Annotated in this window: 18 protein-coding genes; 10 read left to right on the top strand and 8 right to left on the bottom strand. The window is 45.7% G+C overall.

Going from position 1 to position 23,060, the window contains the following annotated elements:
- Nucleotides 1–26: 26 nt before the first annotated feature.
- Both ASG89_RS12670 and ASG89_RS37640 read left to right on the top strand, forming a co-directional pair.
- On the top strand, nt 27–809 hold the full coding sequence (locus tag ASG89_RS12670; RefSeq protein ID WP_057311074.1) for a lipase family protein: 783 nt from the start codon (nt 27–29) through the stop codon (nt 807–809).
- Between the two features lie 237 nt (nt 810–1,046).
- On the top strand, nt 1,047–1,292 hold the full coding sequence (locus tag ASG89_RS37640) for a hypothetical protein (protein ID WP_057311073.1): 246 nt from the start codon (nt 1,047–1,049) through the stop codon (nt 1,290–1,292).
- A 162-nt stretch (nt 1,293–1,454) separates the two neighbouring features.
- Here ASG89_RS37640 and cysK read toward each other — a convergent pair whose 3' ends face one another.
- Nucleotides 1,455–2,393 (bottom strand): cysteine synthase A, encoded by a 939-nt coding sequence (cysK, locus tag ASG89_RS12660; RefSeq protein WP_057311072.1) that lies wholly within the window; start codon nt 2,391–2,393, stop codon nt 1,455–1,457.
- Between the two features lie 226 nt (nt 2,394–2,619).
- Here cysK and ASG89_RS12655 point away from each other — a divergent pair, with 226 nt between their 5' ends.
- The 3 genes from ASG89_RS12655 to ASG89_RS12645 all read left to right on the top strand — a co-directional run bounded on the left by ASG89_RS12655 (nt 2,620) and on the right by ASG89_RS12645 (nt 4,825).
- Nucleotides 2,620–3,378 carry an exodeoxyribonuclease III gene (locus ASG89_RS12655; RefSeq protein ID WP_057311071.1) on the top strand — a complete coding sequence of 253 codons (759 nt, stop codon included), beginning with the start codon at nt 2,620–2,622 and terminating at the stop codon, nt 3,376–3,378.
- 129 nt (nt 3,379–3,507) lie between these two features.
- Complete coding sequence (locus tag ASG89_RS12650; protein WP_162259699.1) at nt 3,508–4,164, top strand: DUF2306 domain-containing protein; 657 nt, start codon at nt 3,508–3,510, stop codon at nt 4,162–4,164.
- 148 nt (nt 4,165–4,312) lie between these two features.
- Nucleotides 4,313–4,825 (top strand): hypothetical protein, encoded by a 513-nt coding sequence (locus ASG89_RS12645; protein ID WP_057311069.1) that lies wholly within the window; start codon nt 4,313–4,315, stop codon nt 4,823–4,825.
- Here the strand turns inward: ASG89_RS12645 and ASG89_RS12640 are convergent.
- A complete protein-coding gene (locus ASG89_RS12640; protein WP_057311068.1) occupies nt 4,817–5,221 on the bottom strand; it encodes a VOC family protein in 405 nt (134 codons plus the stop codon). The two genes, ASG89_RS12645 and ASG89_RS12640, sit on opposite strands and share 9 nt — an antisense overlap.
- A 114-nt stretch (nt 5,222–5,335) precedes the next feature.
- Nucleotides 5,336–6,907, bottom strand: coding sequence for an ABC-F family ATP-binding cassette domain-containing protein (locus ASG89_RS12635; RefSeq protein ID WP_057311067.1), 1,572 nt, complete (start codon nt 6,905–6,907; stop codon nt 5,336–5,338).
- 176 nt (nt 6,908–7,083) lie between these two features.
- On the opposite strand from ASG89_RS12635, the gene ASG89_RS12630 reads away from it, so the two are divergent.
- From ASG89_RS12630 to ASG89_RS12620, 3 genes are read left to right on the top strand one after another with little or no spacing between them, the layout of a single operon-like run.
- Entirely contained in the window at nt 7,084–7,530 is a 447-nt protein-coding gene (locus ASG89_RS12630) for a hypothetical protein (RefSeq protein ID WP_057311066.1), read from the top strand.
- A 1-nt stretch (nt 7,531) separates the two neighbouring features.
- On the top strand, nt 7,532–7,753 hold the full coding sequence (locus ASG89_RS12625) for a helix-turn-helix transcriptional regulator (protein WP_057311065.1): 222 nt from the start codon (nt 7,532–7,534) through the stop codon (nt 7,751–7,753).
- Nucleotides 7,754–7,785: 32 nt separating this feature from the next.
- A complete protein-coding gene (locus ASG89_RS12620) occupies nt 7,786–8,754 on the top strand; it encodes an NAD(P)-dependent alcohol dehydrogenase (protein ID WP_057311064.1) in 969 nt (322 codons plus the stop codon).
- An 87-nt stretch (nt 8,755–8,841) separates the two neighbouring features.
- On the opposite strand, the gene ASG89_RS12615 is transcribed toward ASG89_RS12620, so the two are convergent.
- A complete protein-coding gene (locus ASG89_RS12615) occupies nt 8,842–9,732 on the bottom strand; it encodes a LysR family transcriptional regulator (RefSeq protein WP_057311063.1) in 891 nt (296 codons plus the stop codon).
- Between the two features lie 197 nt (nt 9,733–9,929).
- Here ASG89_RS12615 and ASG89_RS12610 point away from each other — a divergent pair, with 197 nt between their 5' ends.
- Together ASG89_RS12610 and ASG89_RS12605 are read left to right on the top strand one after the other, a co-directional pair.
- Nucleotides 9,930–12,128 carry a YhgE/Pip family protein gene (locus ASG89_RS12610; protein WP_057311062.1) on the top strand — a complete coding sequence of 733 codons (2,199 nt, stop codon included), beginning with the start codon at nt 9,930–9,932 and terminating at the stop codon, nt 12,126–12,128.
- Nucleotides 12,129–12,337: 209 nt separating this feature from the next.
- Entirely contained in the window at nt 12,338–18,037 is a 5,700-nt protein-coding gene (locus ASG89_RS12605; protein WP_057311061.1) for a carboxypeptidase regulatory-like domain-containing protein, read from the top strand.
- Nucleotides 18,038–18,086: 49 nt separating this feature from the next.
- Here the strand turns inward: ASG89_RS12605 and ASG89_RS12600 are convergent, their stop codons facing one another.
- From ASG89_RS12600 to ASG89_RS12585, 4 genes are all read right to left on the bottom strand, one after another.
- Entirely contained in the window at nt 18,087–18,314 is a 228-nt protein-coding gene (locus tag ASG89_RS12600) for a helix-turn-helix domain-containing protein (protein ID WP_057311060.1), read from the bottom strand.
- Nucleotides 18,315–18,474: 160 nt separating this feature from the next.
- The gene (locus ASG89_RS12595) at nt 18,475–20,625 is read right to left on the bottom strand and encodes a hypothetical protein (RefSeq protein WP_057311059.1); all 2,151 of its coding nucleotides are present in this window, start codon (nt 20,623–20,625) and stop codon (nt 18,475–18,477) included.
- Nucleotides 20,626–20,655: 30 nt separating this feature from the next.
- Entirely contained in the window at nt 20,656–22,134 is a 1,479-nt protein-coding gene (locus ASG89_RS12590) for an ABC transporter substrate-binding protein (RefSeq protein WP_057311058.1), read from the bottom strand.
- The gene (locus ASG89_RS12585) at nt 22,131–23,060 is read right to left on the bottom strand and encodes an ABC transporter ATP-binding protein (RefSeq protein WP_082593043.1); all 930 of its coding nucleotides are present in this window, start codon (nt 23,058–23,060) and stop codon (nt 22,131–22,133) included. Before ASG89_RS12585 ends, ASG89_RS12590 begins: the two co-directional genes overlap by 4 nt.

Genomic DNA, 23,060 nt, shown 5'->3' with positions numbered 1-23,060 from the left:
TATCCTGGCTGTGGAGGCATGTCATCATGTTCAACAACTCTATGGATACGCGAACTGCTCTTCGCCTCGCAGCGATGTGCGGTCAAAGTTATACCCAACTCGAACAAGGAACGGAAGGGGTTATCTTACCCGCTGCCTACCGAATCGTGACTTCCTTTACGGCGAATTCCGCCTTTGGTGGACGTGAGTTATTTGGCTTTATTGCAGAATCCGATAGTCAGATTGTGATTGTATTTCGAGGTACATCCACCACATCGGACTGGATCTCGGATGCCATTGCCAGACAGACTAATTTTCCCTATGCCAAAGAGGGCGGTCTCGTACACCAGGGGTTTCTGGACATTTATGAATCCGCCCGCAAACAAATAGTAAGTGCTATGAGCAAACTATCCTCTCACAAACAACTCTACCTCACTGGGCATAGTCTCGGCGGCTCATTAGCTACTTTATGTGCAGCAGATTTGGCAACGAACACCAAGTTCAAAGACCCATCCGTCTACACTTTCGGTTCACCCAGGGTCGGTAATACGACATTCGCTGGTCAATTTAACCGCAAAACAGGTCCTCACTATCGCGTGTATAATCGCAACGATATGGTTCCTTCACTGCCGCCTCTCGTTTACAAATCGCCTCGTACCGGCGACCTCTATCACTATATTCATGTAAAAAAAGCAGTGGAGCTCGATTTTCCAACTGGCTCTTTCGCTGGTAATCATGCCGTAAGCAGTTATTTCACAGAGCTGGCTAAGCTCGATCCGAAATATGCAAAACTCCTCTGCGTCAAGACGCCGGGCTTCTGCCCGAACTGAAAGAGACTATGGGGTGACCCTATAGTCTCTTTTTGCTCGTTGTGAACATCAGATTACTAGGTACCTTGATCTGATCACAACTGACGAGAATTTTCAAAACCACATTACATCCATTTTATGGTACTACCATTACTATCCGCGATTGAAAAGCGCTTAACACATTTTATAGTTAGAATAAAGGTTTTTAGGACACTTGATCTGACGAATTTCAGGATGCTTTCGCCAGACCCTGCTGTCATGGCACGTTGGAAAGCATTAATTACGGAACTGAGAGCTTCAGGAAATGAATATTCTATCAGAGGGAAGACGGTCGCGGAGAATTGTAACACGTACTCTTGTGCGCTCGAACTAACATATACATATATAGATAATAAGGGAGGCAAACAATCAGGTACTCGCAACCTCCTTCTGCAATTGGACGAGATTCGAAGTGGTTTCTCCGGGCATGCGATCATCCGTTATCTGGATTGGGATTGGATATAGTGGACATGAATCTCGACGGAGCTACCTCTGCATCTGAGAAATGCTAAGGGCAAGCTTCGTGAATGCTGGCTTTCGAAGGTTGACCGAAGCCAGCTACACAGCATCCTTCTAGCGTTGATTTACTTTGTAGATGCAAAACGACCGTGAATGGCGGGGCGCAATTTATTCGAGCTCTGCAAAAAGCGCGGATGACAAATATCGCTCCCCGGTGTCCGGCAGGATAACGACGATCGTCTTCCCTTTATTCTCAGGTCGCTTCGCCAGTTGAACAGCTGCATAGGCTGCAGCCCCAGACGAAATGCCGACGAGAAGCCCTTCACTTCTTGCCAATTGGCGAGCCGTTTCCATCGCCTCCTCATTGCTGACCGTGAGGATTTCGTCCACGATGGCCCGGTTGAAGTTATTAGGCACAAAACCTGCGCCGATCCCTTGAATCTGGTGCACACCACGTGTGCCGCCGGACAGCACAGGGGAATCCGCAGGCTCAACAGCCACAATTTGAACATCGGAATGTCGCTGTTTTAGAATCTCTCCCACACCTGTAATCGTGCCTCCTGAACCTACCCCTGCTACAAAGATATCAACCTTTCCGCTTGTGTCTCGCCATATTTCTTCTGCGGTGGTCGTGCGATGAACCTCAGGGTTGGCTGGATTACTGAACTGCTGCGGAATATAGGAATTAGGCAGCTCGGCAGCTAATTCCTTGGCTTTGCGAATGGCACCTTGCATGCCTTCCGCAGCAGGAGTGAGCACAAGCTCGGCGCCTAGGGCTCTTACAATTTTGCGGCGCTCCTCGCTGAACGAATCAGGTAAAATGATGATCAACCGATAGCCCAAAGCAGCTGCTGCAAAAGCCAGACCAATGCCCGTATTCCCACTCGTTGGCTCGATAATCACAGTATCCTGATTGATTTTCCCCTTGCGTTCTGCATCCTTCAGCATGGCATAACCAATGCGATCCTTTACGCTGCCCGCTGGGTTGAAATACTCCAGCTTCGCGACAATGCGAGCTTCAAGCTCTTGCCTTTTATTGAAATTCCAGAGCTCCAGCAACGGTGTATTGCCGATGAGTTCTGTTAAATTATTATATATTTTGGTCATGGGGGACCCTCGCTTTCATATCTGTAATATTAAACCTATACGTTTAGTTGGATATATAAAGTATAACACCTGCCAAGAGGGATATTAAATCAATAATCTTGATAAAAGAGTGTGGTATTTTCTTATATTGGAGGATTTGTTTGATTAGGACGACCCTGGGGCGAACATATGGTACACTGGTTTTTAGATGATAACCATCATAAATGGAGAGCAAGGAGAAACGAAAATGAAACTGTTATCTTGGAATGTAAATGGCTTGAGAGCCTGCGTGAATAAAGGGTTTACAGACTATTTTAAAGAGGTGGATGCGGATCTATTCTGCTTGCAGGAAACGAAACTGCAGGAGGGCCAAATCGACCTCGATCTAGGTGAGGGCTATAAGCAATATTGGAACTATGCGGAGAAAAAAGGGTATTCTGGCACGGCCGTTTTCTCAAAAGTTGAGCCACTTTCTGTCCGTTACGGCATGGAGGAAGATGCTGAGCCCGAAGGTCGCATTCTGACCTTGGAATTTGAGAAATTCTACCTCGTGACCGTGTATACACCGAACGCGAAGCGCGATCTATCCAGGTTGCCTTATCGTTTAGAGTGGGAGGATCGGTTTCGCGATTATGTAGTCGGTTTGGATGCGGTTAAGCCTGTGTTGATTTGCGGCGATTTGAATGTCGCCCATCATGAGATCGATTTGAAAAATGCCAAAGGAAACCACAACAACTCCGGCTTCACCCTTGAAGAGCGTGGCAAAATGACTGATTTGTTGGCAGCAGGCTTTCTAGATACGTTCCGGCACCTATACCCAGAGAGAACCGACGTGTATTCGTGGTGGTCCAATATGCCTGGCGTTCGTGCACGTAATGTGGGCTGGCGGATTGACTATTTCCTCGCATCTGCGCGATTAGCACCTAACATCACGGAGGCGTCGATAGCCTGTGACATTCTAGGGAGCGATCATTGTCCGGTGGTTTTGGAGTTGGATTTGGCCTAGAGCACTTGGCTGATCCCAATCCCCGACTTAAGGAGGAGCACCCGCTCCGACCATGGTCGCTTCTGGAAATAACTCCCTGAGTGGTAAAATCGAATCAACAAGAATTCGATGAGCTGTGAGGGATGCGAAGTGAAGAGAAACCGAAGAAGACGACGGAATTGGGTGTTTGGCATTCTAGCTTTCCTAGCCGTTGGGATCGCGGCTTATGCCTTGTTACTGTATGGCAACCCGGACGATATCAAGGATCAAGGCTTCGTTACCGCGAAAGGTACCCTGCCTGACCTGTGGTATAACGTGCTGTGGTTCCACGCCGTTTCTGGCGGCATTGCACTCGGCATTGGTTGGCTGCAATTCATCAAGAGGATTCGACTCCGAGCGCCGAATGTCCATCGCGCAATTGGCTATGTGTATGCAACGATGATTACAATAGCAGGTGTGACCGGTCTCTACATGGCTTATTACACAAGCGGTGGCTTGAGTGCTCAGATTGGTTTCGGAGCCCTATCTCTCATGTGGTTGTACACGCTTTACCAAAGCCTCAGAAGCATTATTGCCGATCGCAACCCGCGCACGCACGGTCAATGGATGCTGCGAAATTACGCACTGTCCTGCGCAGCGATCTCTCTTCGTATCATGACGCCGTTAGCCGCAGTGTTCTGGGGGCTTACGGATACCAATGATACGTTCGGCGTCATTGCTTGGATCTGCTGGCTGCCGAATTTACTTCTCGCGGAGATGATCATTCGTGCTAGGCTTCGCAGAGTGCCGCAACCATTGAACGTGTAAGGTTAACATTAGCTGCACAAGACACGAGGCTGTCTCACAGGTCCACGTAGACTTTTTGAGACGGCCTCTCTTGCTTGTTTATGATTATGCTTCTTTCCCATTTTCTGTATAATAGGAATGAAGGAGTGATGTTGCTATTTTAGTACAAATGAGCCCCGATATTTTTCAGCTTTTAGAAGAGAAGGCACTTATATCTGCCTGCTTCCAACCGATCATCGATGCCTATAAAGAGATTCAATTGCGCGGTGAGGATTTCAGCTCCGGATTATTCCAAGAGCTTACACCAGGTCAACGAGCCCTGTTCGCATTCAGCGTCTATTACACCCATGCAATTAAATCGCAGGCTGATTTCTATTGGTGGAGTGCCTATTCTCTCGCCCAACCAGCGAGATGGGCAGGTCTTCTAAGTGGGCTGCGCTTTTTCGATGACAGCGCCACACTGCCGATCGTCGAGCGTATGGAAGAGCTTCTTCGGCAACGAAATCACCCGAGGAATATCACTAACTTTGAGATATCTACAACGGATCTCGAGCAAGACTTTGAACTGTTGTCGGAGGTCCAACCGCTCTATACAGCCTTACTAGAAGCCTCGGAGATCACTCAACAAGGCATAGCAACCTACATCCGGAATCAACCTGATGCGTTCGTGGTACTACACTGATTCAGGATTTACCGCAAACAACGAATGAATATTCCCATCCGGATCAGCAAAAAAGGCCGTCACATGTCCCCAATGCTTCACCTTTGGCTCCAAAATCGCAGCAGCCCCTTTGGAGACGTACTCCTGATAAAGAGCGTTCAACTCTTCCGGTGAATCACATTGAAAATTGAACTCGAAAGATTGCCCTTTGCGCTCTTCCAGAAACGAAGGATGGTTATTCGTATTATCCGCCATAAGTGGCGTCGAGCAAATGGCTAGACGGACACCGTTATTATTAAATTCGACATAATCCGCTTCTTCCACCACGATTCGAAATCCAAGCACATCATGATAAAAACGGGCTAGTCGTGCAACATCCTTCGATAGCATCGTGATACCTTCTAATTGGATTCTCATGTTACAATCCCACCGTCCCTCATCTATTTCCTAAAATTGTAACACGCACAACAATATGGGATCAAGTGTTCTTATTGCGTTAGCATCGGAGACCGATACAAGGCGCCCCTCCAACTATAAATTCTGCTCAGTGACCCCCGTCGCAGGGTCAAACGTCAGCATTTTCGTGCCGATTTTATCAATAAAGAACCGATCGTGGCTGACCGTAATTACTGCGCCAGGGAAATGAATCAGAGCCTGTTCCATGACTTGAATACTCATGAGATCGAGATGATTGGTCGGCTCATCCAAGATGATGACCGCTGCGCCGGAGAGGAGACACTTCGCTAGCGCGACCCGCGCCTTCTGACCACCGGAGAGGTTGCCAATAAACTTGCTAAGATCCATCTCCGAAAATTGCAGCATGGCGAGGAATTTGTTCACCTTTTTCCGCGGCGCATCCAGTCCTAGACCGTACGTATTCACCGCATGGCTAACGGTATCTTTCGGATTCAGTTCCTCCCACATCCGGTTGAAGTAGGCGTAGCTGACGCCTTTCTCCCAGATCACCTCGCCGGACTCCGGCTTCTCCTGTCCCGTAAGCACCTTAATGAGCGTGGATTTCCCGCTTCCGTTCGGGCCAACGATGACTAGGCGATCTTCTTTTTGAATATCGAAGCTGACGTTCTGAAAGATGGTCTGATCCACGTACGTCTGTCCGATGCTCTTTACTTCGACCAGCTTGTCCGGAAACCGCAGGCGCTCATAAATATCCGTGATCAGCACGTTGACGGGGTGCGGTTCGATCCGTTTTTTGTTATCTGCGAGCTGGCGCGAGAGACGGTCCTTGGACATTTTCTTGCTGCCGCGGCTATCAATGGCCTCCGACTCCATAAGGAGCAGCTCTTCTTCCCACTCAAATTGGCGGTCGAGCTCCTTTTTGCGCATCTTCTTTTTGCGGATATAGTCGGTGTAATTGCCTTCATATTCCTGAAAGCGATAGTTCTCGATCTCGATCACTTGCGTGACCACTTTGTCGATAAATTCCCGGTCATGGGAAATCAGAATCATCGCGCCTTTGAACCGATAGAGCCATTGCTCCAACCAAGCGATCCCTTCGATATCCAAGTAATTGGTCGGCTCGTCCAGTAGGACAACATCAGGTTGCTCGATGAGCATTTTGGCAAGCGCTGCACGGTTTCTCCACCCTCCGGACAACTCATCGACAGGCTGATGACGTGACCGATCATTAAACCCAAGCTTCGTTAGAACCGTATTAATCTCAACGGATACATTCCACCCGTCCACATGTTCCATTTGCTCAAATAGCTCAGCTTGCCTCGTCAACAGCTTATCCATCTCGACGTCATCCGTAACGGTACCGAGCTTCTCTCCAACTTCCTGCAACTCGCGTTCAATTAGCGCAACCTGCTCGAAACACATTTCCAACTCTTGCTGAACGGACAAGCTTCCGGTCATTTCCGAGAATTGCGAGAAGTACCCCATTTTCACCTGAGGATCAACTTCTACCTTGCCCGACGTGGGCTCTTCTTTCCCCATGATCAGTCTAAAAACCGTCGATTTCCCCGCACCGTTCCGACCTATTAAGCCAATTCGCTCACCTTGACTCACTTTAAAATAAATATCGCGAAAAATCATCGCGTCCTCATATTTCTTCGTAACGTTCTCCAACCGAATTACACTCATGGCTATCCCCTTTGTCCTGCTTCTGCTTCAGTTCTAGGCTGATTATACCATGTTTACGTTCACGACATTTTTAATTAATGGTGTATTGTACAGTTGACTTCATGTATAGTATAAGTTACATTATGTATAGAATATTTTACTAAAGGTAAAAATTAACATACAGGAGGCATGAAGTCATGTCCTATCAAGAGAAGAAGCATATCGTCTCATTTATAAGCACTTTACTGATTTTCAGTTGTTATTGTTGGTATGTCTTTCAAAAACTTCAGGATACGAGCATGGATACAACAGAAACTCTCCGCTTTTGGGCGGCTGCCATCTTAATCTTAATTCCGGTGTCCATCGTAGCCAAAATCATCATAGCTATCCTTTTCAATATCATCTATCGCATAACGACTAAAGAAGTAGAACCATCCTTCTCGGACGAACTCGACAAATTAATTGATTTGAAAGCGACAAGAAATTCGCATTATGTTTTTGTGCTTGGATTTCTGCTAGCTATGGGATCCCTCTTGATGGATATGACGCCTACCACGATGTTCATTATTCTGTTCTTCTCTGGGTTCTTGTCAGAAATGGCCGGTGTGTTCACATCGCTCTACCTTTATCGGAAAGGAGTTTAAGATGGGCAAAAGTCTGATCAGCAATCACATACGCAAATTACGTTTTAATCAAGATGAAATGACGCAACAGCAACTGGCAGATAAAGTTGGGGTAACCAGACAAACCATCGTCGCCCTCGAACAGGGCAAATACTCCCCTTCTTTGGAATTGGCTTTCCGTATTTCGCGAGCCTTTAAGATGCCGCTGGAAGATGTTTTCTTTATGGAAGAAGAACACGTATGAGAAAGATCATTTCCCATCTAGGAGGGGTTCCCATGAGAGCGATTGTATGTACCACCTACGGGTCACCGGATGTGCTTCAATTCAAAGAGGTAGATCAGCCAGAACCTAAAGATGATGAAGTACGGATTAAACTGCACGCGGCCATTGTCACCCCTTCGGATTGTGCTTTTCGCAAGGCTGACCCTTTCATCATCCGATTGATGTATGGACTACGCAAGCCCAAACATACGATACTCGGCGTGGAGTTTGCTGGGGAAATTGATGCAGTGGGCAAAAGTGTGACGTCCTTCCGTGCTGGCGATCGCGTGTCCGGTATTAGTCCGACTACTTTCGGTGCCTACGCTGAATATATATGCGTACCTGAAGCAGGCACCCTCGCTGCATTTCCAGCCCATGCGAGCTATGAAGAGGCTGTAGGTCTCTGTGACGGCGGCTTAACGGCCCTGATATTCCTCCGAGATACGGCACGACTTCAACGGGGACAAAAGATCTTGATCAACGGCGCGTCTGGCTCCGTGGGGGCCTATGCGGTACAACTAGCGAAATACTTTGGGGCTGAAGTAACGGGGGTATGCAGTTCCAATAATGCAGCCTTAGTGAAATCTCTGGGGGCTGATGGGGTCATTGACTATACCCGAGAGGATTTTACCAAAAGCGGTCGGACTTATGATGTTATTTTCGATGCGGTAGGTAAAGGATCATTCTCACAATATAGAGGCTCGCTATCCCCACATGGGATCTATCTCACTACGGTTCCATCGCTAGGCATTATGCTTCAGATGCTATGGACATCTAAGTTCAGCAACCAAAAAGCCAAGTTTACAGCTTCGGGCTTACAACAAAAGAAAGGGAATCTCGCGTTTCTCGCGGAGCTTTTTGAGACAGGTCAGATGAAAGCTGTGGTGGATAGACGCTTTCCGTTGGAACAGATGGCCGAGGCTCATAGGTATGTAGAAACAGGGCGTAAGAAAGGGAATGTGGTGATTACGTTTGGGGGCTAGATGTAGAGGTAACTATTTAGTGAAGGCTGGGGAACTTTCTAAAGTTCTTGACCGGCTCTTTCTGAAGAAATTTCAGATTCATACCCCTCACTCCAAATTCGCATACAGATGCTGCGTATACTCCTTAATGATCGCAGATACTTTAACATCCTTCTTCGTAATTCGCCAGAGATAGTTCGGGTATTTTTTATACTTGCCAATCGGTATCGACACGACCTCATTCTTGAATTTCTCTGGCATCGTAGTCACGATATAATCTGTCGCGATGGTGATGGCATTGCCGCGGCTAACCATTTGCATGATGGCTTGGGTGTTATTGGTCGTTAATGCAATCCGATTGCCAGAGTCCCCATAAATTAGTTCCGACGCAATCCTTTCAATATAAGCATCTTTATAAATAACGAATACTTCATTATGAAGTTCGGAGCCCGTTATCGCAGTTAAAAACCGCAAAGGTGATTGCTTATTCACCACAATAACCGCTTCTCCGCGAATCACAGGCTCCCATGTGAAGGAGTCATCTTGGCTCTCGCGCGACAAGGAGACGAACCCCATATCCGCTTCCCCTTTCATCACCTGATTCATCACCGCTGTATTATCGCCCTCCAAAAGTTGAACATTAATATGAGGATAGATTCCCATAAAGGTAATCGTGGTGTCCGTTACTAACGAAACCATACCCGGAATGGTCGCGATTACGATATTGCCTGTGTTGATTGAATTGGACTTCGAGAGTTCATTTCTCATATTGCGGACATTGGTCAGTATGGTACGTGCATATTGCATAGCTTTAAAACCATCCTGTGTAAGAGCAATCCCTTTTTTGGATCGGGTAAAAAGAGTAGCTTCTAATTCATTCTCAAGCTGGCTGATGGATTGACTGACGGCAGGGACGGTAATTCCGTGCTTTTTGGCCGTTTCTGTAAACGAGCCCGACTCCGCAGAATCAACGAAATACTGAAGCTGTATAATATTCAAAGCACTCATCCTTAACTTTTTATTAATATTAATAAATTTAACTTAAATATATTTTATCATTCATCAGTGGTATTATACAGTAATCCTATTCACCTTGCCGAGTTACCCAAGATGAAACCTTGCTGCTTTCGAATAATTGATTGAAAAAAGGGAACATCATTAACGACGCGATTGTCATAAGTAAAGGAGCATTGCAATTGAAAAAAAACATGTTAAGCGTATTTGCAGCTGAATTTCGCCGCTTTATTAGGAACCCTATGATGATCATCACTTTCGTAGCTGTCGCTTTAGTTCCTATTTTATATAGTGGATTCTTGCTTAAAGGAACATGGGATCCCTACGGTCAACTGGAGAAACTGCCGATCGCTGTCGTCAATTTGGATCAAGGCGCGGATTTCGAAGGCGAGTCACGGAATGTAGGTAATGAGTTTATCGATGAGCTGAAGGAAAACAACAGCTTTTCGTGGGGATTTATGAGTGCAGATGAAGCTGCACAGGGGATGAGAAATAATCACTACTATGCAACAATTACCGTCCCCCCCACATTTTCAACAGATGCAGCCTCCATTACGAGCACAACACCGAAGCAGGCAGAAATTATTTTCGAATCCAATAGCTATTACAATTTTGTCGCCGGTCAAATCGGAGAAAGCGCAACGAAGGAGTTAAAAAATAAATTATCCAAAACACTGACGGAAGCTTACTCAACGAGCATTCTTTCCGAATTCGAAACCATTTCGAATGGGCTCAGCGAAGCAGGGAAAGGAGCCTCCGATCTTCAGGCTGGTGCACAAACCTTAAGTGACGGAATTCATGAGGTAAAAACGAATTTGGCAATTCTTGCGGACGGCACCAAGCAATTGGATGATAGTGCTGGTTTATTGCAAAAAGGGGCCGGCAGCCTAAGTGCAGGCGCAGCGGAGGTTAGTAAAGGTGCAGCTACTTTGGCTGGCGGGGTGAGCCAATTGCAAAACGCAGGCGCACAGCTAGAACAAGGTGCTCAGAAATCAGCTGCAGGCGCAGCTTCCTTAGTTTCGGGGCTGCAAGCCGCCCAAACAGGAGCCGATCAATTGGCCTCTGGCCTAGCCTCCTCCTCCAAAGGAAGCACACAATTAGTAGAGGGTCTTACCTCAGCCCTAAGCGCTAGTGATAAACTGGAAGACGGCTCCGCACAGCTTGCCTCAGGTCTTGAGGCCTTCGTCGCGGCGCACCCCGATCTCGCTTCGAATGAGGCAGTGACCAAGCTTCTTGCAGCCAGCAAGAACGTCGCAGAAGGAAACAAGAAGCTGCACGATGCCGAGAAGAAGCTCCTTACAGGAGGGCAGTCTGTCGCTTCTGGCACGGAAAAGCTAGTCACTGGCGCTGAGAAGCTCCGAGACGGCAACAAGCAACTCGTTGCTGGAGCAACGCAACTTCAAACAGGTGGGCAGCAGCTCGCTGATGGCTTGCACACCTTCAATGCGAACTTGCCGCAGCTATCCGCTGGCGGCACCAAGCTGCAAAGCGGCGCGGCGCAAGTCAGCACCGGAGCTTCAGATCTTGCCAGCGGCATGACGCAAATGACCGCGGGTATTCACAAAGTTGCCAGCGGCGCGGCGCAGCTAAATGAAGGAGCGACTGCGCTTGACTCAGGCGCACCGAAGTTGGTCGATGGCAGCGGACAACTCGCCACGAAATTGAACGATGCCGCGAAGCAAACCGCAGCAGTCAAAGCGGATGACAACACGATTAAAATGCTGGCAGAGCCCGTGAAGATTACTGCCAATGATGACCGCAAGGTTGCGATCTACGCGAACGGCATTGCTCCTTACTTCATATCCATGGCACTGTTTGCAGGCTCGCTAGTGTTCACGACGATCTACGCAGCCAGAAGTACATTCACGCCAGGGGCCCGAGGGTTTCGATTACTGATAAGCAAGCTTCTTACTTTTAGTCTAATGAGTATTTTCCAAGCTGGAATTGCAACGACTGTCCTCACCTATGTGCTAGATCTGAAAGTGCAGAGCATTCCGTTGTTCTATATCTTTACCTTCGTCGTCGGCCTAACTTTCATGCTGATTATCCAAATGTTCGTCACTTGGTTGGATCAACCAGGTCGATTCGTGGTCCTGCTACTGATGATCTTACAATTGGCCTCAAGCGCCGGGACTTATCCACTCGAGCTACTGCCAGATTGGGCCCAAGCCTTACACCCTTGGCTGCCTATGACGTATGCGATTCAAGGGTTCCGATATGTCATCTCTAGCGGCCAGTACGCCGAGATGTGGCATCAAGTGGGCTACTTGAGTATTTACCTTGTCGGTTCCTTGATTCTCACAAGTGTTTACTTCCTTACCCGTAAAAAGACTGAAAATAACGATGATGAACATGAGCAGTTGATGCCTGTTACAGTGTGAATATGGAAAGGGCTAGGAGTCACCATTGGGGTGATTCTTAGCCCTTTTTGTTCGTACAAGTACTCATCTTCGATTGAGGAGCAAATTTTAAACTGGACCTAATAAAAATCGCCAAAAACCAACAAATAAATCCCAATTTATGATACGATTTGTGTATCTAAAGAACTATCAAAGGATCAAGAACAGATTTCTGTAGGAGAGATGTACATATGAAAAAGTTTAAGATTATTATAAGTATTTGTTTACTGTCTAGCACTTTGCCGACATCGGTACTTGCCAGCTATAAACTCGATCAGGGTGATAAAGGTGTTGATATTGAGGATGTGATGAAGGCTCTTCAAAATCAACAAGCAATGAGTACGATTACAGGGAAAAGCACATATGATCAAGCAGATGTTCGCAACTTATTAAGCCAAATTGCGCCCAAAAATAGTCAGTATGCTGTCCATGGGACCGTTTCAGGCTTCGTGACGGATGAGACTGGGGCCGCGGTTAGTGAGGCTGAAATCACGCTAGATGGGACCGATATGGTCATAGCGACGAATGTATCTGGTCAATTTCAATTCAACGATGTCCCCGTTACTTATCAGACGAAGGTTCAAGTTAAGAAGGAAGGTTACGACCCGATTGCCTCAGAGGTTTTTAATATACAGAGTGGAGACACTCGTAATTTCCCCAATATGATTTTGAGAAAAACCCCTACCTACGGTTCCGTTTCTGGCTATGTGTATGGCCCTGACAATTTGGCACTGGCGTCAGTATTTGTTAAAATCGATAACCCCACTACCCATTTGACTGGGTATACAAGTTCTACCGGATTTTTCGTCTTTAGCCAAGTACCGACTGGCGACCAAAACCTCACCGTAACGAAGGATACCTATAAGGAAATTACACTTCCTTTTAACGTAACTAAGGACAATTCAACGACTATACCTACCATTCAGCTTGCCAAAGCGGATAGTCCACAACGGACAGGCAGCATTCAAGGTGTGGTTACGTCAGACAATAATCAGCCTCTAGGTGATGCTTTGGTTAGTGTCACTGGTACTACCTATTCCATCTCGACAGATAATAATGGGTCATTTGCTCTCTCCAACATACCTGTGGGAATAGTTCAATTACAAATAGTAAAAGAAGGTTACCAACCTAGAATCATTTCCGGTATTAACGTTTCAGAACATGTGTACGATGCAGGAACTATCAGACTCTCTCCTGTTAAAAGCATTGTCAACGGAACGGTTATTGATGAGGACGGACATTTCGTTAGCGGAGCTCTAGTCTCACTTGATGGCGTTTCGGCAACCACGAATGGAAGTGGGGAATTTACGTTCAGCGATGTTACGGCGCGCAGCGGCGCGACACTTATCGTTACGAAAGATAACTATGAGACGGCAACGGTACCTACCTTTGATTTAACCCCGGGTSAAACCAAGGATCTTAACGATGTGGTAATTAAGAAATCCAAAGGCAGTATTTCAGGAARTATTACCTTGCCGTTCGGTGGTAATCTAGCATCTGCAATAATTACACTAGTAGAATCTGAGCGTACGGTTGAAGCTGATGAAGATGGGCATTTTGCAATAAATGACCTGCCTGTAGGCGACTATACGCTTGAGGTTTCTGTGGAGAACTACATCGGGCGAAGCTTGACGGTAACGGTCACAAGAAACGAGATTACACCAGTTACAATAAGCCTCACTCCGATTGCGGGTAGTGTAACAGGGACGTTAGTTGAYGAGGACGGACATTCCGTTAGCGGAGCTCTAGTCTCACTCGACGGCGTTTCCACGAGCACCAATGAGRCTGGACAATTTACGTTCAGCGATGTTACGCCACGGAACGATACACAATTAGAGATCACGAAAGAAAACTACGAGACTGTATTTTGGCTTCCTTTTAACCTATCACCGGGTGAAACCAAGGATCTTGGCAGTCTTGTGATACAGAAACTCAAAGGCAATATCTCAGGAAATGTGACTTCTACTACGGGAAGCAGCCTAGCATCCGTTCAAATCCATGTTAAAGGAACCGAAACAACGGTATACACAGATGAATCTGGCAATTTTACAATTAATAACCTTCCAGTTGGCAGTCATACGCTTCAGATTTCAGCGGAGAATTATGTAGGGCAAGACATATCTGTCACTGTCCTGCAAACGGGGAGTCCGCCAGTCTCTGTAAACCTTACACATCAAACAGCTACTGTTCAGGGCTACGCCAGATCTACAACCGGTGAGATGATAGCGCATGTACAAGCTACAATTCCAGGAACTAGCTACACAGCATATGTAAACGAAAGTGGTCAATTCACATTCTATAATCTGCCTGTGGGATATACTATTCAAGAGATCGCTATTGCGGAGTACCAGCCAAAACTTCCGCTAACCGCGATTACGGTTACACCAAATCTTAACAGTATTGGCACACTAGAGTTTCAACCCGTGGGAACACTAACAGGCGTAGTACGAGCAAGTGATGCAGCCAATAATAATCCTGTGCTATCGAATGTGACGGTCACTCTGCAGGCTATTGGCGGTAGCTCTATGCAAACAGTCACCTCAGATGCTGAAGGTGCATTCAGCTTTACAAATATCCCTGCAAATGCAAGTTATACCCTTACTATTGAAAAAGCAGGCTACATTTTATATCCGTTGCAGCCGTTTGTTGTTAATAGGGGGAACAATAATTATTCCCAACAACTTCTACTACAACAAGGTGTAGCTGTAACTAACGAAATCCAGCTACTAGCGGCATATGCTGATCCTAGTGTTCCATATATTTTACTGCTTAATGATATCCATCTAACGGAACCTTTCCATTTCAACCGTGCTATCTCGCTCAGAGGGGCATCACCTTCCAATTCCAACATCAAGCTAACGTCTCCTAAATTTTCAATTTCATCTGATGGTGTCGGGTGGGGTGGATTAGATGTATTTTGCGAAGTTGGCAATGACGAAACGAAACTTCAAGGGGCACTTTACAGCTTCGTAGGGGCAATTAAGTTAAACGGTCTAGGAAATTATGATGGGTTCATCCGAATCGTATCTCAAAAGAATTACTTCATCACCGATGGTACTAGCAATCTCACTGCATTTGTAAACAACGCTGAAGGATTAGGAAATGCACTTGCTAATCCAGATGTTTCAACGATCTATGTAGCTGAAAACATCAATTCCTACGGCAATTTAGATTTTCCAAACCGTCCGATTCACTTTATTAGCCAATCGGAGAAAACAATTCAAAAAGACAGCTATTCCAATACTAGCCAAGTCCAACTGACGAATGTCAGATTATTGCCAGAGCACGATACGGTACCGCCTATCCTAACCGCTGTCTCTACGGGTGTCGTGGAGCTAGACCTACAAGATCTCACAGCCACATTGAATGAGTCCGCCACGCTTTACTTGGTGCCAGAAGGAACAACACGCGTATTAGGAGAAATTACCTCTCACGCAGTTTCAAGTGTGTTTGCCTCGACTAGCGGGCAAGCTTCCGTAAAGTTAACGTCAGTCTCTCCAGGTGACTATATACTGTATGCCGTTGACCCCGCTGGCAATATCTCAGCAGCGTCTGCAACGATTAACGTGCATAAATCTGTATCGAAGGTCTTATCGGATATCCGCTATGGTTTGGAAATAGCTAATATGACTTGGATAACCAAATATGATTTCAAACGCGCAGGAATTCAAAACATAGACGGAGAACAGCTCGAGTTGTATCAATTCGCACTCTCGATGGATAAAAACGCACTGCTTTCAGCCTCAAGTGATCAAGATTTTGTTGCAAGCATACAGAGCTGGGTGGATGCTGCGAATACCGCGCCGATCATTCAACGAGCGTTAATGTCGGGAATAAACAATAGCTCTTACAACTGGTCAGTGCTCAATACTAACGCTGAAGCCATCCTCAGTGCTTATCAGCTAACTGGCATTTCCTCTACTTCACAGCTTGCTGTAGCAGAGAATTTAATGGAGCTGGCCTTCCAGCGCGGCAATTATAAACTTCTAACAAAGACTGAAATTCAAGAGGCCATCCATGACACACTGCCGTCGCCTGAATTGTCCAACTGGGTAGGAACACCTCTTCAACAAGGACTCGGAACGAGACGTGTAGCTCTCAATTTTACTATTACGAACTCTAAAGAAATTCCATTGAAAGGTTACACAGCGGATGATCTTACTGTTAAGATTAACGGCGAAGAAATAAACCTAAGCAATACCGAAACTTTCCCTTCGTTTGCATACGATACTGACAGCAGCTCCTATCAAATTGTGTTTGCAGGCAGCGAGAGTTCGACAACGTATACACTTTCGGATCTGTCACTTCGTGGAACAGTCATCCAAGGAGAAGCGTTACCCGTAACGACACCAAGTCCAGGAGTGCCTGTTACATCGATTAACTTGAGTATTTATACGAACTCTACTCGTATTCCTACCCGTAGTTCCAGTACAGTCACCTTAATTATTGCGCCGTTTACGGCAACGAATAAGGATATCGTCTGGCGCGTTGATCCAAGTGAGATTGCCACAATCACCCCACAAGGGAACCTGAATGTTACAGGCATTGGGCATTTCACACTCACAGCAACAAACCCGCTATCTGGGATAAGTCAGACACTAGAACTGGAAGCTGTAGATACTGATTCTGCACTGAGTGCCGTACAGGCTTACGCAGCAAGCGGAGGAACTTCATCCTTAACCTTGGAAGTTTTAAAGAATACATGTGTCGGTAACATCGTGGATAGTGCATTTGAGAATTACAAAAGAGCCATCGTAGCAAAACGCGGCGAATTCGCGGGCTTACAAAACTATCAAATTTCTAATTTACTACAAGACATATTTAGTGAGTACACCTCTACCGCAGCTCTTAACCAAGTTTTATACAGTTATAACCCCAACGAACATACAGCTTGGGATGCATTGAATAAAGATGATTTAAATACTTTGGGCGTTTATCAAACGGATGCTACCAACTTCCAGTATGTCAAGCAAGTGATCTTGGATAAATTTATAGAAGATGGCGGTCCATTCGGTCGCACACAATTGAATACATTGGTCGCTAACGTGCCTAGCTTCTCCATTAGAGATTACAATCCAACTGTTTATGCCACTCAAATGATAAGCCAACATCTGAATAGTGCGGGCTCCAATGTTGTCGTAACATTCAAAGTTGCCAATTTATACAACGAGGGTAATACAGGGCTTACTTCGCAGGATGTGAAAGCAAACATCGGTGGGGTATTAAAAGCTTTAGACGACACCACTAAGTTCTCGAACTTCCTAAATCTTGGTGGCGGTGTATACAGTGTTGAAGTCTTGGAATCTGCTCTGGCGAGTCCTCTCCTGATCGAGGCGTTAACGGTTCGGGTTGGCTACACAGATATACCGATTGCAACCGATATTTCAGTAAATAGACAGGCTGCGTTGATCGAGCAATCCGTCGCGAACCAAACACTGAACATCGTAAATGGACTGTTATTTACTGCAGGCAATCTGCCAAGCATACTTGGACTTAACTTTATTGAGCTTGCATCTAAATTGGAATCGGCCTACGTTGCACATGGCCATGTGCTTACAGAAAGCTCGATCCGCCGAATTATTAATGGTATGCATGTTGTAAGCTCTTATCATCAAACCCAGTCTGCTAGCACAGACACTTACAACCTTGAATTTTACCAAAATATAACTGGAAGTTTAATTAATTCGGTAACTGCACGTAACCAGAGCGGTTACTTACTTATAAACGGAACTGGCTATTCTTCCAATTTGTATAACTTCACATTCGCACACGCATCAACTTTCCCTGTCGTTATTTCATATATTTCCACTTCAACAGAAAAGTTGAGATACAGCAGTGATAATTCCGTTGTGCCAGATTTTGAAATTATTTTTACGAACTCCTCTTCATAAAAACAAATGAATAAATCCCACTCTCCTACTTTGGAGGGTGGGATTTGTGCTAAGTAGGCCCAGAGCTCACCTCAATCAACTCATACAAGTCTCTCACCTGGCAACCGATGGTATCCGCAACGGAAATAGCCACTTGTAAGGGCATGATTCTCTTATTTTCCATATAGTCGACGATCCGCTCAGGCTTATACAGCAATGCACGGCTTAGTTCTTCTCTCGAGATTTCGTATTCTGCCAGTCGCTCCTGCAGCAAGCAGCGTCCAAGTTCAAATTTCATTGGCTTAATCCCCTGTTCAAAAGAATATTACCCACAGCCTTGCCAAGGTTAGGGGCTTTTATTCGCAGTTAAAAAACCACCCTAAGCTTGCACGAAGTGCATGGTAGAGGTGGTTTTTTACTCGCATGGACAGGTATCTTACTCTAATTTGATTCAATCATTAGTCCGAAGTTATAAACCAATCGGCCTGCTGTGTGGCCATCAGCTTTCTTTGACCTTGGAATTCGTCATAGATGCTGAATGTGTACTTTTTCAAAAATTGAGTATTATAAATGAGGCCCGCGTCTGTAATGGCTATTTCGAAATTGTCTCTCTTGCCAAGACGAATCTTAGAATCTTCATCCGCCGTTGAGTCGCCATTAATGACATCAAAATCTTTGAAATCAAATTTCTTCTCAAACCGCTTAATTCCGCCGCCATCTTCAAAAACAAGCAGTAAGTTATGACCTTCGGTATTAATTTCTGTCATTTTCTCTTTGGTTAACTCGTAGTTGAATTTCAACGTAAATACACTGTTAGAAATGGATGTTCCTATTTTATCAATTGAGATCGTATACGGGAACAATTCAACATTGCGGAGTGTGGTTGCTACTTGGTTCTTCTCGTCTGGCAGCAAGTAAGCTACTGGGTTCACATAGGCATCCGCAACAGCTTTCTCACCTTCCGACAGCTTGCCTTCGGTGACAGCTTCTCCTAGAAGTAAACTCATATTTGCTGTAGGGAAGCCTTGGGGAATGGATGCCCAAACATTTAACAGAGCTTTGCCAGTAGGACTAATCTTATTCTTCACTTCGGCAACAGTTGCCGGGAATATCGTACCGTCCGATGAACGGAAATTGGCAACGAACTTGGACACATTCGTGAATCGCTTCTCCAAATTGGTCGCTTCCACCATCGCCGAGTACATGATATTCGTTTTATCCGCATAGGTTGATACGCTTCGAACGCCGTACTTCGCTTTCCGCCCGATGTCATTTGATGTATAGAATTGCCCCATTCCCATCAATGGAATGGCTTGGAGTTCCGCTTGTGTCGAGAACTCCAGTACATCAGTTGCTGCCGTACTGCCTGTACCCGTTCCTGTACCTGGTGTTTCTCCCTCATTCTCTTGGAGAACTAATTTGATTTGAGAAAACTCGTACGTATAGGGTACTTTACCTGCAATTTGCAGATTGACGCTTGCCCCCGCTCCCAACCCAATCACTTTCGCCGTCTGGATAAGCTTGGCATCAATTTTCACTGCATCATCCAATAAGAAATACCCGGATAATTTCGGGATAGGCAGTGATTCTTCACCGTTATTGCTCAGCGTTAAATCAGCTGTAAGCAGGTCCTGATCTTCCCACGGCAATCTGTGCAAACCGTTCAACTCAGCCGTATACACACCTGATTTATTAGTGAAGGTATATGCCTTACCAACGGAGCCGCCTTCGGACTGAGAAACAGTTGGCAGCTGGAAATTCGCAACCGCGACATTCAATTTCAAGTCTGCAATCGTCTCCGCGATTGCTAATTGCCAATTATCCGTAGCGACAGCAACCGGAATCGAACCAGAGAGCTGAATTTCTTTCGTCTCCTTCGGATTAATTTGCAAATCCTTTAATCCTTTGGCTTCCATCGGATACATCAGCCCTTCAGAAGTGCGGATAGAGAAGAGGTACGCAGGAATACTGACGGTTTGGCTTCCAACATTCTCCAAGCTCAGATATACCGTTGGAACATGATATTTCTCATTCTTGTTACTGACGAACTTTTTAATCGAAGCCTTCACGTTAGTACCACCGACAGAAATCACTGATGCTAGATCAGCAGGTGTTACATCTGTATAGTCATCGGGAACGGTTACCTCACCTAAAATTCGTTCAAAATTAGATTGGTTGAAATCCCACTTAATAAATTGCACAACAAGATCTTGTAAGTTAGTGCTGGCATTAACATTTGCATAAAACGTTACATCTGTCGTTGAACCGGGAGCTACCCGGTTCTTGTCCTTATCTGCTGGAAGTAATCGAGCTGTAAATTGATTGCCGGATTTACTTTTCAGACGCACCCAATAATCAATAAATTGCACTTCACTACTGCCCTCGTTATGGATGGTTACGGTAAATGTCGCTAGCTTCCCACTATGATCCTGTAGAAGATGAATTTGTTTCAACTCAAAGTAACTACTTCCAGTCATGTTTACCGTCCCCACATCTAGTACAGGCGTGGAGGGGCTGCTATCAGCCCAGACGGGGGTAGCAGCTCCTAGCGCAAGCAGCGCAGACAAGGCTATAGTTGCTAAGCGCTTGTGGTGAATTTTGATGATCATGATGAAATCTCGCCTCCTTCTATATCAATCTTATCCTGCGGGAACCGCCTGATTCATCATTGGCTGCCCGGGTGCAGTTGGGTTCTCTTTCATTTGCTTGAGCATCGCATCGCCATCCGTTTGCCATTTCTTAAGCGCTTCTCGAGCCGTCATTTTTCCTTGTAGGACATCGCCAAACAGCTTACGACCAATCTCATTCACTTGATAAATATTAGGATTATTGCGATAAATTTTCGAATTATCTTCAATTGGAGCTGGTGTTACATTATAAAAAGCCTCCATATGAAAATCCAATCCATCCGTAGGTTTCAAATATTTGGAGCGAGCCACTAAAGTGTTTTGACTACGCGATTTCAGTTTGGCCCATTCATCTCCATTAACGAAACTGATGAACTTCCAAGCATCGTCTGGATTTTGCGATTTGGCGTTAATGCCCATAATGCCATTCATATAAATAGAGCCGCCAACGCCCTTGGCTTCGGGGTGAGAAGGAATCGTTACAACATCCCAATCGATCGGTGTGAAGCCTTTATAATTGGCTGCATTTTTATTTGCGTTCGTTAGCTGTTGAATTTGGCCATAATTGAGAATCCCCATAGCCAAACGACCCGACATAAAGTCATCATACGCAAAAGGATTATTTTGATCAAACCTTTGATTCATTTGCTTCTGCGGATCGGCTACCGCTGGGAAAACATTATCTTTTTGCAGCTGTGCCATTTTGGCCCATACTTTCTCCCATTGGTCCGTATCTACCGTCATCTTCTCACCAGCATCATCAAACATTCTTAATTGCAGAGGAGCCGTATACATTTGCATGCCGTAGAACAGATCGCCCCCCTGAGCTTGTGTTGTAAAAGAGAACCCATTGATTCGCTTATCCCCTTCACCTTTCGCCAATCGTTTAGAAAGATCAAATGTCTCATCCCATGTCATGCCATCTTTCGGATAATCGACCCCTGCGTCTTGGAACATTTTCTTATTGTAAATAAGTGCAGAAGAGCTGAATGTTGGAGCAAGGGCATACAGCTTGCCACCGCCTGCACTTTTCATTCCCTCTATCACAGCTGGAACAATGCCCGTTGTATCGAATTTATCTTTCGTTATGCGAGAATCCAACTGTAATAGCAGATTACTTTCGATAACTTCTGGCAGCTGTTCATAACCAAGCACAACCACATCCGGCGGATTATCGCCTTGCATCACTTCTTTCAGCTTCTCCATTGGATCCGGGAACTTCTCACCTGGCTGGATGCCGCCGTTCTGGAACCTTTCATCCATCGTTGAAATGATCTCTAGCTTGATATTGGGATTAGCAAATTCAAATATTTCGGTAAATTGCTGTCTGAAATATTCATAATTGCCACCATAGCCCATATTCGTCGCAATCTTCAGCACACGCTCTTGATTATCGTCGGCTTTCTCGCCTTTCGTACAAGCAACAGCAAGTGGAGCCATTAAGGCTAAGGTTAAGGTTGTAACCATCATTTTACGTTTCAATTTTATCATTTTGATTTTCCTCCGGCCATTCCTGAATTAGATGATTCTTTTTCTTCATATACAGCAGGTAATGCTCTTGGCGCTTTAATCATGATCGTCTCGCCATCAAATTCCATCGTAGCTTTCCCATCAATGTTCAGAGCGTTTAAATACGCTTTCGGAACCTGTAGTCGGCCCGCACGATCCAATACGACATACTCCTCATGAGCCTCTTCTGTGAGCCCAGTCCATGCTCCCTCTACAGTTGATATCGAAGGGTCACGGGCGATAAACTCCGAGCTTGTCATCCCATCTCGAATAGCAACGACGCGTCCTACTTTGCCCGCCATGGACATATCGTGAGTAACAATTACAATCGTGACACCTAGCTCCTTATTCAATCGTTGGAAAATAGAAAGAATCATATCGGCTGTCTTGGTATCTACTGATCCGGTCGGTTCATCCGCAAGCAGCAAACGCGGACGGTTAGCAAGCGAAATCGCAATAGCCACACGCTGTTGCTCACCACCGGAAAGCTCTTGCAGTTTATTATTCAAGCGGTGACTAAGGCCAACCCATTCAAGCAATTGCTTCGCGTAGGCGGGATCATAGTTTCCGCTAAGCATCATGGGCATTTCCACATTCTCAAGAGCAGTCAAGTAAGAAACGAGATTTCGCGCATTATTTTGCCAAATGAAGCCGACTGTATGCCGTTTGTAGTCAACGAGCTGCTTATCTGTAATCTTCAGCAAATCCCACTCTCCGACCTTTACTTGACCTGCGGAAGGGCGATCAAGACCTCCTAAAATGTTCAGCAACGTAGATTTACCGCTTCCGCTATTTCCGATAATGGCCATTAATTCACCGTCGTCAATCTGAATATTAAGTCCTTGCAGCGCAACAACTTCGATCTCGTCGGTTTTGTAAATTTTCACTAAACCCTCGCAAGTAATCAT

The sequence above is a fragment of the Paenibacillus sp. Soil766 genome, from assembly GCF_001428105.1.
GTDB lineage: Bacteria > Bacillota > Bacilli > Paenibacillales > NBRC-103111 > Paenibacillus_E.
Note: the sequence above shows the minus strand (reverse complement) of the source record. Positions and strands in the feature narration are given on the sequence as shown.